This is a genomic window from Kitasatospora terrestris (assembly GCF_039542905.1).
Classification (GTDB): domain Bacteria; phylum Actinomycetota; class Actinomycetes; order Streptomycetales; family Streptomycetaceae; genus Kitasatospora; species Kitasatospora terrestris.
This window is the reverse complement of record NZ_BAABIS010000001.1, coordinates 7,809,470-7,828,214: the sequence shown is the minus strand read 5'-3', so window position 1 is coordinate 7,828,214 and position 18,745 is coordinate 7,809,470. Positions and strand designations below refer to the sequence as shown.

Annotated in this window: 1 protein-coding gene; it reads right to left on the bottom strand. The window is 72.0% G+C overall.

Annotated elements, in window-relative coordinates:
* Positions 1 to 22 precede the first annotated feature (22 nt).
* On the bottom strand, positions 23 to 18,724 hold the full coding sequence (locus ABEB06_RS35850) for a WXG100-like domain-containing protein (protein WP_486334170.1): 18,702 nt from the start codon (positions 18,722 to 18,724) through the stop codon (positions 23 to 25).
* Positions 18,725 to 18,745 lie beyond the last annotated feature (21 nt).

The window sequence follows — 18,745 nt, the reverse complement described above, 5'->3', positions numbered from 1 at the left end:
CGGCCGGGGCCCGCCCGTCGCCCTACTGCTCTCCCCCCTCCGGCTGCTCCCCCGCGGGCGGCGGCGTCCAGCCGTACACCTTCGCGCAGATCCTCAGGAGGACCGCCAGTTGCTGCGGGGTCGCCCCTGCGATCCACAGCCTGGCGTCGCGGTCGTACTCCTCCCGGATCGCGACGGCCATCGCATACTCCACCGGGTTCGTCCCTGCGATCCAGTCCTTGGCGTCCTGGTTGATGCCCATGCTGCCGCGGAGGAACGCCGCCAAGCCGTCCGGGTCCTCCACGCGCATCTGTTCGATCCGCTCCTTGGCCTTCTGCTTGTTCGCCTTCGTGGAGGCGTCGGTCTGCAGTGCCCGGGGTGCCTGGTCCTTCCACTTCTTGGTCGTCTGCTCGATCCCCTTCTTGAGCTCCGAGCGGCTGTCCTTGGCGAACGCGTCCGTGCTTTCCGCGTTGGCGTTCTCGGCGAGGACGTGACGGGCCCGGCCCTTCGCCAGGAGGTCGGACGCCCCGGTCACGGTGAGCGCGTCCATCCCGTTCGCCGGGAAGTCGGGCACCTCCGCCCGGCACAGCTCGGTGGCCAGGCGCCGGTACTCGGCCGCTACCTGCTCCGCTTCCGCCAGCACGCTGCGCACGAGTCCCAGCGCATCGGGGGAGAGCCGGTTGCGGAGGCTGTAGAGCTCGTTCAGGTAGGGCAGGGCGCGCCTGGCCAGCTGGATGCCGGTCATGTCGTCGATCTCCATCAGCCGGGCGAAGGCTTCCGTGACCTGATCCTCCCGGAGGGGGTGCGACCGGTCCTCGATGCCCCGCTCCTCCTGGCTGTGGCCGAGGTAGAAGTGCACCGCGTGCCTGATCGCCGCCCGGTCGTCGGGGTGGAACTCCCCGGGGAAGTCCCCGCCCCCGAGGTGCGTGTCCCCCTCTCGCGGGTACGTGAGGAACATCCGGCCGTACAGGCGCCCGAGGGCGTCCTCGAACCTCAGCCCGCGGGTCCATCCCTTGGACTGCGCGAGTTTCGGCAGCAGGTCCCCCTCGGTCCGGTGCGGGCTGACGTCGATGGACACCACCTCGATGCCGGCGAACGCCATCTGGTCGATGACACCGCTGCGCATGCCGACGGCGCCGACGATGTCGAAGTTGTTCTTGAGGTAGCGCAGCAGGGCGAGTTCCTTGCGCCGGCTGCCGGTCGACGCCCAGTTCCAGTACTCCCGCAGGCTCGGTCCGGACCAGTTCTCCGGCTTCTCACCCATCAGGATGACCTTGACGTCCGGCCCGAGCGCCTCCTTCACCTCCTCGATGACCTGCAGCACGCCCTCTTCACCCGTGTCGAGCGCGGGCGCGTTGGCACCGGCCCGCCCGCTGTGGCCGCTGCCGCGGTAGGTGACGATGACGTACTTCTGGCCGTGCTGGAGGCCACCGCGCTCCGCGGCCGTCAGGTCCTGTTCGAAGGCCCTGCCCTCTTCCTCGGTGTAGCGCCCGAAGCCGTCGAAGAAGTGGTTGTCCCGCTCCCGGAACCAGGCGCTCAGGGCCCCCTCGCGGAGTTGCCGCAGCGCGTTCCGGTCGCCCTTGTCCATATGGTTCGAGAGCAGTTCGTGCAGTTGCACGGCTTCTTCCCGACGCTGGATCCGCTCCACCGCACGCAGCAGTTCCGGGTGGTCGCGCAGCAGTTGCGCCAGGACCTCGGGCGAGGGCTTCGGCTGGCCTTCCTGCCAGGTTTCCCGCGTGAGTCTCCGCAGCGCGGTCTGCCAATCGCGCTCGGCCCCCGTCCTGGGGGCGAAGTAGTTCGCCACGTCCTCCGAAGCGTCGGTCTCCTTGCGGCCGAAGTCATCGGGCCGCCCCTTCGCCGTCGTGTAGACGGGCAGTTCCTTCGCCGTCGTGTAGGCGACTCTGCGGCCTGCCTCGACCAGGTCGTCGTGGAGGTTGAGCATCCCTTCGGCCTGCTCCAGCGTCTCCGTGCCGACGTTCCAGATCAGCAGGTCGTGGTCCTGATTCGCCGTCATCGCCGCCCGGACGTGGTACATGTCGCCGGAGTTCTCCGCCTTGATCACGTACGTCTTCCGGCCGTCGAGCACGCTCACCACCCGGTCCTTGGGCAGGTGGTCGGCCACGGTGACCGCCCGGACGTGGGCCTGGGCCAGGTCCTCGCCGGTGCGGTCCCACTCCTGCTGCTCTCCGGCGACGCGCCAGGCGAACCGGTGCGCCCCGGTGTCCCCGGTCCTGGTCACGTGCAGCAGGAGGTCGGTCCCGTCGGCCCGGGTGATCACGACCGTGGCGACCCGGCCGGACTCCGGCACCGGAGTCGTGCCGGGCATCCTGCGGAGGTTGGCCTCCAGGTTCTCCAGCGCCGCGCTGCCGGTGCCGTACTCGTACAGCAGCGGATCGATCTGCTCGACCGGGGGGGCGACCCCCTGCCTCTCCGCCTCCCTCATCGCGCGGTAGCCGACGGGCAGGGTGATCCGTGTCTCCTGGTCCGCGACCAGGCTCCTGACCCGGTTGCGAATGCGCCGCCACGCCACCTGCGGGTGGGCCGCCGGCGCGGCGGTGTCCTGGTCCGGCGCGTGCTGCTGCGACTCGTGCGCCAGCCGCACCGGGGCGGGCCGGTCAGGGTCCATGGGGTCGTGCTCGGTGACGGGAGGGACCGGTTCCTGCTCCGGGCGGAGGAGCTCCTGCCCGGCCGGGGCCACCCGGACGTCACCGTCCTCGACGTGGAGGCGCAGCCAGTTGCCGGGACCGTCGACCAGGGGCCGGCCGTCGGCGCCGAAGCCGACGTTGCGGGCCACCACGGCCCGGGCGTCGTGGCCGGCGGTCAGGAAGACGGAGCCGTTGCCGGCGAAGGCCACCGGGTGGGTCAGCCGGGCCAGGTTCTCACTGAGCGGCTGCCCGGTGCGGGCGGCCTCGGCCTGGCGGGCCACGATCAGGTCGTGCAGGGCCTTCATGGTCCTGCCCGCGAAGGAGTGCGCCCCGCCGACCGCGCTGTTGCAGGACAGGAAGCGCACCTCCTCGCCCTGCCACCGCCCGGCTTCGGCGAGCCGCAGCAGCGCCCCCGCGAGCTGATCCGGGGTGACCCGCTCGCCGTTCAGGAGCGGGGCGCCGTCCTCGGGGCGGCCGTGGAAGACGACGGTGAAGTACGGGTCGTCGTGCGGGAGCGCGCGCAGTGCCTCCAGCAGGCCCTGGAAGGCGTCCGAGGCGCGGGTCGCCGGGTCGGCGAGCAGGTGGATCCCCTCCCCGGCGCCCGGCAGCGGGGTGGCGAGCAGGTCGGCGACGGCGTCGGGGACGGAGTTGCGCAGGATCGTCTCGCCCTCGGGGTGCAGCGCGGTGAAGAGCACCCGCTGGTGGCCGGCCGAGTCCAGCTCGGTGGTCTCGCTGATCGGCACCTCGATCTCGATCGGGACGAGGCCCTTCTCGGTGAGCGTCCGGTCGCCGTCGCGGAAGGTGACCTCGACCTCGGCGTATCCGGTGTAACGGGCCGTCGGGACGGGCACCTTGGCCCCGGCGACGGTCTTGCCGGACGCCCCGCCGGACGGCCCCTCGCGCCATCGCCGGCCGTACCCGACGGTGCCCAGGCCGGTGAGGTCGACGTCGGTGCCCTTCGGCCCGGCCTTCGCGCCGCCCTGGAACTGGACGTCCCACTGCGTCCAGTCCAGCCGGGTGGTGCGCCCGCCGCCGCCGGTGTCGTTGGCGGGGCTGAGCGCGGCGGCCGTGTTGTCCCGCTGGTACTCCAGTTGGACGATCGAGACGGAGGCCGTGACGTCGGCGTCGTCGACGAGCAGGCGCCGGCCGACCGACGGGGTGGTGGTGCTGCGGCCGCCGGGCGCCAGGACGTCGCGGTCCGGCCCGTCGTCGAGGTGCCGGACCTCCCGCCCCCGGGAGACCGATCCGAACAGCGCGGACAGCTGGGCGTGGCTGTGGGTGTTGCGGGCGACGGACTCCAGCCAGGACCAGGTGCCCGGCGCGAAGAAGCTCGCGCCGAACACGGTGAGCAGGTCCCGGACGCCGGAGGTGTCGTCGATCCAGCGCAGCACCCCGACGTCGCGGACGCCCTCCCGGAACAGCGACTCCGGCGGCCTGCGCAGCTGCAGCACACCGACCTCCTGGGGCGTGCGCAGCGGCGGGAACCCCTCCGTCGGGGCGCCATGGCGCAACGGCACCACGGCCTCGTCGCGGCCGGTCTCCATCAGCACGTCGGCGTGGACGGTCGCCTCGACGAGCGAGCGCCGGTAGCGGCCCAGCCCGGTCAGCCGGTCGCCGAGCCGGGTGATGCTCCGGCCGACGCCGCCGAGCACCGACCTGTCGCCGTCCGGGGGCCGCTGCGCACGGTCGGGACGGACGGCGTCCGCGGGGTGCAGCACGACGGGCGGCCGGTGCTCGAGGCGGATCTTGAGGACCACTTCGGCCTGGTGGGCCACCGCGGCCACCTTGCTCTTGACCGCGGTGCCGCCGGAGCCGGAGTCGCTGCCGTGCTCCAGGCGGTTCACGCCCGTCGCGTAGGTGAAGGTCGGTCCGACCAGCGGTGCGGTCCCGGAAGCCGTCGGGTCTCCCGTGACGTGGACGCCGAAGGAGTACGCCGTGCCGCTGCCGCCACCGGTGTTCGTCGCGCCGTCGGAGCTGGTGAGCGAGGTCTGGTGGCCGGTCCCGATGTTGAACTCGACCTGCGGCGGCCGCCCGGTCGGGACGAGCCCGACCACCTCGGCGGTGATCAGCGCCCTGCTCCGGCCGTGCTCCACGACCAGCGGATGACCGGCCATGACCGACTTGAGGTGGATCTGCAGCCGGTCGAAGTCCAGCGCGTCGGACAGCTCCCGCGCCATGCCCGCCCAGTCCCTGCCAAGGAAGTGGGCGGCGGTGCGGCTCCCGTCACCGAGCCGGACGGCGCCCAGGCCGCGGACCAGGTCGTGCACGGTGCCGCTGCGGTCCTGGTCGAGGTGGACGGCGGTGATCACGTCGGAGGAGCCGAACCGGTGGTTCGGCAGCATCCTCGAGGCCGCCTCCCGGACGCGCTGGGGCGCGGCCACCACGGCGGACGCCGTGACGGGCTCCGGCGACGCGATCGCGTGCGACCGCCCGGTCGTCTCGAAGGCGATCGTGAACACGGCGTCCACGTCGGTGATCCGGGCGGGCTCGGTGCTCTTGCTGCGGCTGTTGGTGCCGCCCACCCGGTCGATCGAGACGCCCTTGACGAGGTCGCGGGTGCGCGTGTGCTCGCCGGTGAGGTTGACCCACGGGAGGGTGAGCCCGAGTCGGCCGCGGAGGCGGAGCCGGGTGCGCAGGTCCGCGGTGGTTCCGGTGGTGGTGCGCTGCTGGCTGCCCGACTCGAACTCGAAGCCGGTGAGCAGCTCCTCCCGGGGCCGCGGGCGCACCAGGTCGCCCCCGATCACGACCGTGCCCTTCCAGCCGTCGAAGTCGAGGGGCACCCGGATCCGCCCGCCCCGGCTGAGCCGGGACAGCGCCGACGTGAGGCCGTACGCGTCGACGGACCGGGCCAGCCGGGCCTCGGCGGCGGCGGGCACCGGCTTGCCGGTGTGCTCCCGGAGCGCGTCCAGGACGGTCCTCAGCACCGCGGTGTCACCGCGGCCGAGGCTGAGCACCACGTCGGACTGGCCGAGGCGCAGCGGCGGCGCGGCCGGGGCGCCGGCCGGGCCGGGAACAACGTGCTGCGGCTCCGTCAGGGCCCGCTCGTGCAGCCCCGGCGGCACCACGAAGCCGTGCCGCTCGTTCCCGCCGATCGTGTGCGGCTCGGTGTGGGCCTGCTCGAGGCTCAGCTCGGCGGTGAGCCGCACCGGCCCGTAGTCCCGCCCGTTGGCCTTCAGCAGCACCTCGAAGTCGGCCCGGTACAGCTCCTGCGGGCTGCGGTACTTGCCGTTGGCGTAGCCCTTGTCGGACTCTCCGCTGCGCCAGCCGTCCCGGATCCGCGACTCCGCGGAGGACACGACGGTGCCCTGCAGGACGTCGCCGAAGGGCTTGCCGGAGGACTTCAGCACGTCCTCGTGGGTGAACACGCTCCCCTTGCCGGCCAGTTGGACCTGGCCGGTGACGGTGTCGGAGCGCAGGTGGCGGGTCGAGCCGAAGGTGCCGGTCTCGCGGACCGGGTTCAGCTCGGCCGTCCCCTGGCTGCGCAGGTGGACCATCCGGCGCAGCCGCACGGTCGTGGCGAGGTGGAGGTCCTTCAGCGGTCCCGCCGTGACCTCGGGGCCGCGCAGCGCGGTGCCGCGCGACATTCCGACGACGTGGGCGCTGACCGCACTGTGCGAGTAGGCCTCCAGGACCTCCGCGCGGACCTGGTGCCAGGTCTTCTCGCCGAGCAGCACCCGCCCGACCCGGTCGAGCTCCTCGTGGAGCGGGGCGATGTCGCGCAGGTCGCGCACGACGGTGGTGTCGGGCAGGCCCGACCACACGTCCTCCACCGGCGCCGGGACCTGGTCGCCCACCGCGTGGGCGGGCCCGACGGGCGGCGCGAGCGGCCCGTCGGCGACGAACTCCGGCGGCCGGGTGCCTGCCACGACCTGCGCGGCCTCGGTGACCAGGACGGCCTCGTCCTGGTCGATGACGGTGCGGAAGCCGAGGCCCACGTGGGTCGTCTCGTCGGCGGGCCGCGGCAGCGCCCCGCCGCGCCAGCCGAAGGTGACGGTCAGCTCGGCCGTCCCCTCGAACAGCACCGCCGGCCGCTTGACCTTGGTGCCGTTCCCCAGGTCGGTGCCGGTGCCGCGCAGCTCTACCCCGTCCCGCCCGGCCCGGGCGCCCGCCCCGACGCCGCCCAGGGGGTTCGTGCTCGTCCGGTTGGCGATCGACGACGGCAGCACCTGCCCCTCGTGGCTCTTGGTCGTCTGCTCGACCTGCGACCGGGTGGTGGCGGTGGAGATGTTGAACTCGGTGCTCGGAAGGGTGCGGACCTGGTGCATCCGGGAGACCGTCCCGCCGCCGACGGTGATCACCGCGGCCGCCCCGAGCGGACTGTCGTCCACGATGGTCAACCGCTGGCCGGCCATCGTCGCCTTCAACTCCTGGTGCAGGGTACCGAGGTCGAGTCCGGTCAGCAGCCTGCGCCGCAACTGCGGCCAGCGGCTGCCGAAGTAGCGTTCGGCCGCCTCCTCGAAGCCCGCCACGAACTTCCCCGTCGACGGCGCCGCAGGCCGGTCGTTCGGGCCCATCAGCTCGATCCCGCCCTGCTCGTCCTCCCCCTGCGGCCGGCGGGGAGGGTCGAGCGGCCACACGTCCGAGACGATGTGCGAGCCGGCCAACCGCCGGTGCTCGGACACCTCCCGGGGCACCGCGAAGTGCGCCTCCGCCGTCGGCGGCAGGTCGGCCCTGTCCAGCTTCGGCACCGCGACGTGGCCGGTGAGCGGCAGCTCGATCGGCTGCGGCGCGTGCCACGGGCCCGGTGCGCCCTGGAACCTGGCGTCCAGGAACTCCACGGTCAGCGTGAACGGCGTCTCGAAGACGTCGGCCGGCTCGGTGGTCTTGCCCCGGGCCGAGGTCCGGCTCGCCTCGGCGGTGCTGCCGCCCGTCAGCGAGCCGCGCTGGTGGCCGAGGGCCTCCGCAAGGTCACCGGAGGTGCCGAACTTCGCTCTGAACTGTGCGCCGATGCTCGTCCGGGTGAGCCGGTCGGCGGTGACGCCGACCGTGCTCTGCTGCTCCGAGCCGTACTCGAACTCGAAGCCGTCCAGCTCCCTGAGGTGCCTGCCCTCGCCCACGGTGGCGCTGATCCTGATCTCGCCGGACCACCGGCCTGCCCGGAACGGCACCTCCCGTACGTCCCCGCGGGACAGCGCGGACATCGTCGGACGCAGTGCCTCGGCGCCGAACAGGCTCTCCGCCAACGTCCGCGCGGCCTTCGCGTCCCCGTGCAGCGCCTCGGCGAACCGGCCCTGGAGGCTGCCGAAGTCCAGGCCCCCGATGTTGTCCAGGTGCATCAGCACGTCGTACGCGGACAGCCCGCGCTCCCGGAAACGGCCTGGTGGAGCCGGAACCGGGGGCGGCTGCTCGACCACGGGCTGTTCGACCAGCGGCTGCTGGGCAGCGTCCGGGTTGAGGGCCTGCTCGATCACCTGGTCCAGGGCGAGGTGCTCGGGCTCGGGCTGGACTTCCGGCTCCGGCTGGACCACCGGCTCGGGCTCCGCCGTTGCGGTGTCCATGAACTCCCGGAAGCCGGCGAACACCTGCTCCTCCGCCTCGGTCCGGCCGACCTGGTTGGCCCCCTCCGGGTGGTCCGCCCGCGGGTCCGTTCCGAAGAGGTGTACCAGCAGCGGCACCAGCTCGGGCACGTGCTCCCGCACCCACGCGGCGCCGTTGTTGCGCGGCAGTCGGGTGGCCGGGTCGTTCCCGTGGTTGTGGCCGAAGTACGCGGTGACCAGCTGCGCGAAGAACTCGTGCTCGTTGCGCGCCGAGTAGTTGCCCACCCGGTCGCCGCCCGCGTCGTGCAGCCCGCCGTCCGGCCACGCCGTGACGTCCTCCTCGCCGAAGAGCTCGGACAGCGCGTCGGCGACGCTCCGGTCCCGGTAGGCCTGCCGGACCAGCTCCTCCTGCTCCGGGGTGAGGGCGAACCGGTGGATCGCGTGGGCCAGTTCGTGGACGGAGGTGGAGTACCCCTCGGGGTGGTCCAGGCCCGGCCCCACCGTCGTCCGGGCACCGAGCAGGTTCTCCTCGGTGATCAGGACGAGCCCGTTCGCGTTGGAACCGCGGACCACCGCCCAGTCACGGCCGTCGTCCGTGCCGTGCGCGGGACCGAAGAAGCCGGGCACCTCCGTGATCGGGACGTCGCGCGGCACCACCTCGACGTGCACACCCGCGTCCACCAGACGCTCGGCGATGCCCTTGTTCGACAGCATCCGCGCGACCAGCGCCTGCGCGGTCCGGCGGGCGGCGACCGGCTGCCGGGTGCGGGGGTCGACGTCGACGAGCAGTCGGGCCGCCGCCTGCGCGAAGTCCTCCGGCCCCAGTTCGGTGTACAGGCTCTCCACGAAGCCGCTGTCCGCGGCGCGCGTGCGCCGCTCCTCGCGCGACAGGTGCTCCAGTGCCTGCACCCGCTCGTGCAGCGGCCCGGGCACCGGCATGTCACCGCCGCCGAGCCCGACCGGCGGCCGGTCGGGCACGACCCGCCCGTCCTGCCCGGTGGTCGGCGGGGCCGACAGTGTCTCGTCCTGCCGGAAACGCTGCGCGTCCCGGCCCTGGTGGTCCGACCCGCCCTCGAACGGGCGCTTCGAGGAGCTCTGCGACACCATCTGCTCGCCCGACGTGCTCGGAACCAGCTCCAACGGGGTGTAGTGGTTCCCCGAGAGGTCGAGGTAGATGTCCCTGGCCTCCGGGTCGTAGTGGCCGTCCATCGGCCCGACCTGGTGCCACATGTCCCCGACGCGGATGTGCATGCGCAGGCGCAGCGCGGAGGCCAAGAGCACCGGAACCAGCTCACCGGCGGCCCCGGCCCAACTGCCGGGTGTGCGGACCGCGGTGACCAACGCGTCGAAGGTCGTCCCGGACCTCGTCGCGAGGTCCTCGATCCCCGATTGCCGGTTGCCCTCCATCCAGGAGGTGAGTTCCTGTCGCGCGTCCCCCGCCCCGATGGACATGTGGAGGGCGGCGGTGACGGCGTGGTAGAGGGAGTCCCCGTCGTGCGGCACCGACCGCAACACCTGGACGTGGACGTTCGCCATGCCGAGCAGGTACTCCGCGTGCGCGGTGCGGACGGCCTGCTGGAGCGTGGGCAGGTACGGCAGGTACGCCGCCATCGAGGCGTAGTCGTTCTCGACGCTCGAAAAATCCACCGTCTTCCGGAAGACGGTGTCGTAGGACCCATTCAGGTAGGCCTGGCCCTCCGGGGATCCGTACGTGTACGTGCTGTAGACCTGGCGGAGTTTCTCGTACCGGCGCTGCAGGTGCTGGACGCGGTTCACCATGAACCTGGTGTGCGTCACCTGCACGTGGCGCTCCTTGGGCAGCAGCCTCTTCCTGATCTCGACGAGGTCCTCGTAGGCGAAGCCGCGCTCATGGCTGTACACCTCCGACGCCTTGGGCCACTCCCCCGCTTGCGGCACATACGGAGGGGCGCCCTCCACCCTGCTGTCGTAGGGCTTGGCGTACCGACCGGAGGCGGTGGGCGGCTGCGAGACGACCACGCGCTCGTAGCCCACGGGTTTGCCGCCGACCTTGGTCCTGCCGTCGCTCTGGCGGTGCCATCTCTCCATCCGGGACGATCCGGTGGCGCCGTACTCCTCCAGGTACGAGACGCGGTGGCCGATGAGGGCGACCGACTCCAGGTTTCCCGATCGGAATCCCAGGTGATCCACGTGGTAGCGCTGCTTGAGGTATTCGTACAGGCGCAACTGCCCGATCCTGGTGCCCCCCGTCCAGGCGGACGTCAGCTCGTCCTGCGCCCGCCAGAATCCGGTGATGTGGTGAATGCCGTCACGGCCGAGTTCGGAGCGCATGCCCGTGACCAGGTTGTCCCACTTGCCGCTCCGGCTCGGGTGGGGGTCACCCGTGATGATCACCGCGTCGTAGCTGTGGGCGAATTCGCGCAGGATCTGCCGCACGCCCTCGAAGCTCGTGTCGTGCTCCAGCCGGCCGGACACGTTGGCCCATTTCGCCGCTTTGCCGGTGAAGCGGGACCAGAGCACGAGGACCTTGGAATCCTGCGGCAGCGTCGGGATGCCGTGCCGCTCCTCCAGCCACTGGCCGATCAGCGGGTCGAAGGTGCGGTCGTTCATGCCCCAGGCATCGCGGATGGTGTGCCGGAGTGGCTCGCTGAAGTGCTTGCCGAGGTAGTAGGTGGCATCGGTGACACCCCTGACCGACTGCTTGATGTCCTCGGGGGACAGGCGTGACACCCCCCGGGCGGTCTTCAGGAGCTGGATGGCATTCTGATGCAGCACGGTCCCGAAGGCTTCCTTCGTCGCGCTCGCCGCCTTCACCACGTGGATGCGTTCGCGGGGGATCCCGGCGGAGCGGTAGAACTGCTCGATCTCCCGGGACTTGTCCATGGCCGGGTCGTGGCCGAACTCGTGGGGATCCGGCCCGCGTGCGATCAGGACCTGCAACCGGTCGTTGTGGAGCATGGCCGCGGCGATCCCCCACTGGTCGCCGGACGCGTACCCGGGGTGCTTGATGATCCACGGGCCCTCGGCCGGCGGGTCGATCCATCCCTGCCCCGCCATCTGCGGGGGGACGGCGCCCTCGTCGGTGTGCAGCGGCTCGGAGACCGGGTCCACCCAGACGTGGCTCCGCTCGTGCGGCGCCGCCGCGTCGCGAGCCTGCTGCCAGGTCAGGTCCTTCGGACCGGAGGTCGGAGGCCGCTCCACGTCGCCGACGATCCTGGAGATCAGCGACAGGTGCCGCTCGCGCAGACCGCCCTGCCGCAGACCCGCCGGCGCCGGGGCACGCGGATCGCCGATCAGAGTGCCGTCGACCTCCGGACGGTGCGGAAGGTCCTCCGTCCGGTACTCGTCCCGCAGACCCAACTGGTGACCCAACTCGTGCACATAGTCGAGGGAGTCACCGTCCACCCACCACGCGTTCTGGTCCATCACCCGGTCCCGGCCCACCAGGTCCACCGTCAGATGCGCATCCGCACCCGGCTCGACCCGCACCACCGTGACATGCATCAAGTCACCGTTCGCCAACCGGTAACCGGGCCCGTTGAGATGCTCCTCCACCCCAGCGACCAACTTCTCCCACACCCCGGCCGCACCCTGCCCAGCACCCTCCCGGAACGCGACCCGCACCGTCAGATCGGTGTGCTCCTCACCACCGTGCACAAAACGCCGCGCATCGAACGACGACCGCACCACGAAACGCGGCCGCCGATCCACCCGCCCCTGCTGAACCGACTGCTCCACCACATGGTTCACGGCGGTACTCGGGGACAGCGCGTCCGCGATCAGGTCGTCGATGCTGTCGATGGGGGTCGCGTGCCCGTCCTCCTCTGGGCGCGGCTGCTCGCGGTGGGCGAAGGCGTCTTCGTGGGTGCGTTCGTGGGTCCGCCAGGCGACCTCGTCGAAGTGGCCGAGGGCCCACAGTTCGCGGTAGTGGGTGAAGAACTCGTCGCCGTACGCGCGCTTGAGCGCGGCGGCCCGGTCCTGGCCGATGACGTGCGTCCGGGCCAGGTCTTCGAAGGCCCGGGCGGCTTCGCGGAGAGCGGGGGCGGCCTGCCGCTCGAAGGAGGCGTGCTCGACCAGCTCGTCCGCCAGCTCGTTCCGGCGCTGTTCCCACTGTTCCTGGCGGGTGGTCAGGTCCTCGGCGGTACGGAACAGTTCGTCGAAGGCGTGTTCGGTCCGCTGGGTGTGGCCCTCCGCCAGCCGGTCGCGGGCGTGCTCGGACAGGACGCCGTGGGCGTGGGCCGCCGCCTGCGCGGCGGTCTCGGCGGTGCGGTGGGCCGCCGCCCGGGCGGCGCGGTGCAGCAGCAGGTCGCGGATGTTCCCGGCCTCGGTGAGGCCCTCGATCGCGCGGCGGAGGACGGCCGGGCGGTCGGCGTGTTCGAGGGACTGGTGGTCCACGGCTTCGGCGAGGTCCCGGGTCACTCCCTGCTTGGCCCGGTGGATGTCCCCCGCGGTGACGCCGAACTGTTCGGCGAGCGCGTGGTGCCGGGGGTCCAGGTGCCAGGACTCGGCCGCCTGCTCCACCTTTTCGAAGGTGTTCCGGATCGCGCTCTCGCGGGCCACCTGGACGGCGAGTTCGCGGGGCAGGCCGCTGAGGTGGCCGCCCAGGGCCAGTTCGAACAGCTTCACCGCCTCGGCACGGTCGCGGCGCTCCCCGGTCGCGGGGTCGAGCGGGCCGGTGATCTCGGCGAAGTCCTCGGCGACCCGTGCGCGCAGCTGTTCCTTGATCGCCTTCACACCGGCGTCCGAGGGCTTCGGCTGCCCGGTCACCCCGGCCGCGGCGAGCAGGTCCCGGTCGTCCGCCGAGAGCCGTTCGTACCAGCCGCTGTCCCGGGTCACGACGTCGACCAGGCGGTCGGCCTCGGCGAGGGCGCGCTCGCGGTCGGCGTGCAGGGCGAGTTCCTCGCGCAGCCGGACGGTGAGCCCCTCCAGGGACTTCTCCGCCTCCGCCCGGGCCGCCTCGGCGTCGTCCTCGGTCCGGTGGGCGGGGCCGGTCCCCTCGGCCGGGGCGTAGAGCCGGGCGGCCTCGGCCTCGGCCCGGGCCAGGAACCCGCTCTCCGTTCCCGTGCGGACCGCCCGCAGCGCGGCCTCCGGCAGCGGGGCGGGCGCGCGGGTGGGGCCGGTGCCGTCGCCGATGAGCTTCGGGGTGCCCGTGGCCTCCAGGGCCTGCTCGAAGCGCTCGCGGGCCATCCGGACGTAACTCTCGCGCACCGCCGCGACGCGCACCAGTCCGTCCAGGTCGGCGAGGATCCGGTCGCGGTCCTGCGGCCGGGCGGCCAGTTCCTGGTTCAGCATGTCCTGGGCCCGGCGGCGCACCGCCGCGGGCAGGTCCGCCGGCACGTGCTCGGGGAAGTGCACGGACCCCTCGGCGAACTGTTCGGCCAGCAGGTCCGCGGCCGCTTCGTCGAGCGGGTGGCCGCTGCCGTCGGGGTCCTTGCGGTGCTGTTCGGCGGCTTCGGAGAGCTTGGCATCGTAGGCGTCCTGGAGGTCCCGCTGGGTCTGCCGCCACTGCTCGGCCCGGGTGCCGTCCGGCTCGGTGCGGATGTGCTCGGGGGCTTCGGCGTAGTGGTAGGCGGGTCCGGCGGGGGTGTGGTCCGGCCGCGCGCCGTCCTGCGGCGGGTGGGACGGCCGGTCGCCGAAGGCCAGTGCCCCGGGGAGCCGCCGGCCCCGGTCGAGCTGTCCCTCCGTCGGTACCTCGGTGTACCCGTCGGGCACCTGCTCGGGGTGGTGCGCCCCGAGGAGGGAGCCGCGCTCGACGGGCTGCGGCTCGGGGTTCTCGGCGGTCGGGCGCCGGAACTCCAGCCACTCGCCGCCCCGGACCAGCACCGGCCGCCCTGCCGCGTCGTAGCCGACGTGGGAGGCGACCACCAGGTGCCCGCTCTCCCCGGAAACGACCTCGTTGCCCTCGACCTTGGGGACGAAGAACACCTTCCCCGTCGCGGCCAGTGCCGTACTGCCCAGGCCCTTCTCGCCCACCTCGCCCAGCAGCTTCATCACCTCGGCGACGTAGTGGCTGCTCAGGCCCTTGCCCGCGAGGCCGCAGACGACGAACTGGAGGGCATCGGTGCCGTTCCAGGCCTTGGTGGTGACGAGGTCGGCCAGGGTCCGGACCATCTCCTGAGGGGTGATCACCCGACCGTCCCGGACCGGCAGGCCGTCCGGCCCGCCGTGGACGGCCACGGTGAAGGTGTTCTGGCGCGCCGGGAAGCGTGAGAGCGCTTCGTGCAGCTCCCACCGCTGGGTGCGGTTCAGCTTCAGGTCGCCCAGCCAGTGGCCCTTCGCCGCGGAGCCGAAATCGGACAGCGGCTCGCCGTACTGCTTCAGGTCCAGGTAGGTGCGCACTTCCTCGAGGAGGACCCGGTACGCCTCGGTGCCCGGGGCGGGCAGCGTGCTGTCGTGGCCCTCCTCCCCGGTCAGGGGGTGGTCGTCGGCCCGGGCCAGGGCCCGGTTGATCATCGCCTTGGCGCGCTGCTCGGCCGCCTCCTGCGTCTCGTTCGCGGCGGCCTTCTCGTAGGCCGCCACGAACTTGTCGGTCAACGGGCCCGTGTGCTCAGCCCGGTTCTCCGGCCTGAGGTTGTTGCGGACCTCGGTCTCCAGGTCCGCCCGGACCTTCGGCGGCACCGTCCGGTCGCCGGTCCGCAGGTAGTGCTCGGCGAGGGTCTCCGCGACGACGCCCTTGAGCCGGTTCGCGGCGATGTGGTGGAGGTCGCCCACCATGAGTCCGGTCAGCGCGTTCAGGTCCACCTCGTGCACGGGACCGGCGACCCACTGCGCGTCCACTTCGAGGATCTTCAACGACTTGAACTGCGCGAACCCGTCGAAGGCCTCGAGCTTCAGCAGTTCACCCAGCACGACCCCGGGCTTCCCGAGGGGACCGTCCTCGGTGAGCGGCAGGCGGTGGAACTGCTCCTGCCACTCCTGCCGGCGGGTCAGCGCCTCGGCGGGCGGCCCCACCAGCCGCCGCCACGCGGTCCGCTCCTTCGGGTCGACCACGGAGCGCACGACGGCGTCGACGGAGGAAACGTTGATCTTCTGGTGCATGGCCAGGGCCACCACCGCGGTCGACTCCGTGCCCTTCTGCCCGTGCAGGTACTCCTGCACGTAGTGCTGGGCCGCCACCAGCGACTGCGCGCCCTGCACATAGTCGATCATCAGCACCTTGCGGTTGCCCAGCCGCTCCGGCGTCAGCTGCCCGAGCACCTCCGCGAACGCCTTGTCGAGGTGCGCGAGTTGACGCTCGTTCGGGGTCGGCTTGGGCCGCCCCATGTGGTCGGTCAGGCCCTGCGCGGCAGCCGCCCACGGCTCGCGGGCCCCGGGCCGGAAACTCGACAGCGGCATCGACACGGGCCGGTGGCCCAGCTCGCTCAGGTACGCGACGACGGCTGCCGGACTGCGCCCGAGGCCCAGGTAGAAGTACTCGTCCGGCGGGTACTGCTCGACCACCCGGTCCGCGGCCAGGCCGACCGCCTCCAGCACCTCCAGGTACTCCGTGCGCCGCTCGTACGCGGTGAAACGCCGTGCGTCGGCGAGGAACTTCTCCTGCTGGTGCTCCTGGTAGTCGGCGCGCGGGACGTGCTCCAGGAACGTCTGCACCAGGTGCGCCGCGTCCGCATCGGTCAGCGGGTGCCCGCCCCGGCGGAGCCAGCTCTCGATGCCCGCGGCGTCCAGGCGCCGGTTGCCAACAGTGACCCGGTCGTACGGGACGGCCTCGGTGGCGTGGGTGCCGCCGGCACCGAACACCCGCTGCCCGTTGACCAGGACGTCCCGCTCCTCCAGCAGGAACCTCGGCGCCTCCTCGCCGAAGCGCCCGGCGAGCTCCATCTGCTCGGCGATGGGCCCCGTCGACGCGTCGGACCTGCTGTTGGAGTAGTGCTCCGGGAACGAGGAGGTGGACGTGTCCACGATCGCGACGGCCTCCCGGGTGTTCGGGGCCTTGCTGTACTCCTGCCAGTTGCCGCGGCCCTCGAGCACCGGGCGCCCCGCCGCGTCGAAGCCGACGGCCCTGGCGACGACCAGGTGACCGGGACCGGGGAGTTCCGCTCCCTTCCTCGGCTCGCGGAAGGCGGGCACCACCCAGACCGGCCCGTCGGCCGCCCGCCCCTTGAGATGGGCGAACTCCGGCTGCTGCCAGACGATTTCCATCACACTGGCGCCGAAGTCGAAGCGCTCGCCACCGTTCAGGTCACAGGCGACGAAGTCGATGACCTCCTTGCCTTCGAGCTGCCCGTGCCCGCCGAGATCGAGGATGACCTGGGCGATGTCCTTCGGCGTCAGCCGCTTGCCCCCGTGGACCGGGTAGCCCTGCTCGTCGGTGTGCATCACCAGGGCGTAGCGCGTGTCGTCCCCGGGCAGGTGCGCCAGCGCCTTCCGGAGCGGCTCCGGGAGCGGGTCGCCGACCACCCAGGCCGACCTGTCCTCGGGATCCAGCGGGCGGCCGAACTCCGTTGCCCGGCCGTAGTCGAGCGGCGGGTGCTGCACGACCGGCTTGTCCTGGAGCACGGACGTGGAGTCGTTCTCGTGCTCCGGGGGAGCGGGCTGGTCGTGGGGGGCGACGTGCTCCGTGGGAGCGGGCTGCTCCTGGTGGTGGGGGGCGGGCTGCCCGTGCAGTTCCTGGTGGCTGCTGCTGACCGTCGGGACGTTCCTGGGCGGGGGGACGGTGGCGTGGGCGGAGGCCTGTGCTTCCGCCTGCTGCTTCGGCTTCGCTCCGTCTCCGTCGCCCCCGCCGACCGTCACGACCGGCTTCGCGGGCTCGATGGTCTCGGACTCCGTCTCCTTCCTCGCCCCGTCATCCCGGCTCTCCAGCGACGTGTCCGGCTTGCGGTTGCCGGAGGCCGTCGTCCCCTCGGTCGACCCGGGGTCTTCGGAGGTCAGCTTCACCTTCACGTCCCCCGCCCGGGGGGCGGACCCGCCCGGGGTCTCTCCGCCGGTCGGGTGGGAGACCCACAGCGAGGTCGGGTGGCCCATCAGGGTGGAGACCACGGCGAACGGGAAGCGGACGTAGTTGGGGAGCTTCAGGTCCAGCTCCTGGAGCCTGAGTCGCAGCTGGGCGCCGCCGATGTGTCCCAGGTGCCCCAACGCGCCCATCGCGACACCGCCGTAGAAACTCTCGACGCTGACGGTGAACTCGTGGTTCTCGCCGAAGGCCAGGTTGTAGGAGCCTTCGGTCACGACGTTCTGGACGCCGCCCCTGAGGTAGGTGCCGACGCCCTCGCCGAACCGGTGCAGGAACTGCCCGGCGGTCTGCGGGTGCAGTCCGTCCATCATGCCCACCGCGCGCCGGGCGAGGTCCTGGGTGGCCTTGACGGTGTCCTGGAGGCCCTGCAGCTCCAGTCGCTTCAGGTCGGCCTCCAGCGCGTTGCCGGTGAGGCCCTTGATCTCGTTCTGCAGCTGTCCGATCCGCCTGGTGAGGTTTTCCGCGCCCTTGAGTTCGACCGTGCCCGCGGTCTCGACCAGGCTCCGCGCCAGCTTGTTGAAGGCTCCGAGGTCCACCGCGTAGCGTCCGCCGGCGGCGAGGGCCCGGGCCGCGACCAACCGACCCGCCGCGTTGGCGACTTCGGCGTTGACGCCCATCCTGACGAGGTCCTTCTCGAACAGCTCGCCCATCTGGTCCGCCAGCCGGCCCACCTTGGTGAACCCGGCTCCGAGGTGCTCCACCGACCACAGGGCGTCCTTGCCCAGGGTGCCCTTCCCGACGTTCTCCGCGACCTCCTTCAGCTGCTCGCGCCAGACCGCTCCCGCGGTGTCCTTGGCGAGGGCCTTCGCGGCCTGGGCCTTGAGGTCGCGCTCGACCATGGCCAGCGCTTCCTCGTAGCCGAGCTTCGACCCGTTCTTGAGGACGGCGTTCAACTCCGCCCCGCTGAGGCTCTTCAGCCTGTCCCCGACCGCGTTCTTGAAATCGGCCCCCGCCAGGGTCTTGATGTCGTTCAGCAGGTTCTTGTTCAGGCCGCTCCCGAACACCCGCCCGAACAGCTTGCCGAGGCCGAAGGTGAGCAGCTCCAGCGGACCGGTCAGCAGGCCGTTGATCGCACCCATCTCGATGGACTGGACGAAGGACTCGCTCTCCCAGTGCTCCTTGTGGCCCTTGCCGATCTGGATGCCCTGGATGATGCCGTCCATCAGCATGGCGGTGGTGATGGAGAGGAACTCGTGCAGCATGAGCTGCTTCAGCAGCCAGATGAAGACCTGCTTGATCACCTGGCCCGCGGTCTCGTAGGCGACGAAGATCTCCGCGAGCGACCCGCCGAAGGTGAGCGGCGACATCGCGATGGCCCAGGCGATCTGCGCCAGGAGCTGGATGAGCTGGGCGATGATCATCCACTTGGCGTACTCGACCTGGTTGGCCACCTTGTGGGCGAAGTCGCCGAGCTGCTTGGCGACCTGGCCCGCCGAGGTCACGTAGTCGGTGCCGCCGGCGCCGCCGATGAGCGGCAGCACCCGCTGGTAGAACCGGTCGGCCGCCTCGCCCGCGAACACGTCGTTCTGGTGGACGGTGTCCAGCAACCTCCGCAGCCACTCCCGGAGTTCGGGGACCTCCTTCGCGATGGCCAGGTAGTCGTCCCCGGCCGTGCGCAGCCGGTCCTCGTCCGCCTCCGGCCACTTCATGCCGGTCGCGATGCTGAAGAACTTCGCCAAGCCCGGCGGCAGCATGATCGACACGGGGGCACGCTC

What these genes read in the sequence shown, in the direction of transcription:
- ABEB06_RS35850 (WP_486334170.1), bottom strand. Translation starts at nt 18,724, where the DNA reads ATGCTGCCGCCGGGCTTGGCGAAGTTCTTCAGCATCGCGACCGGCATG.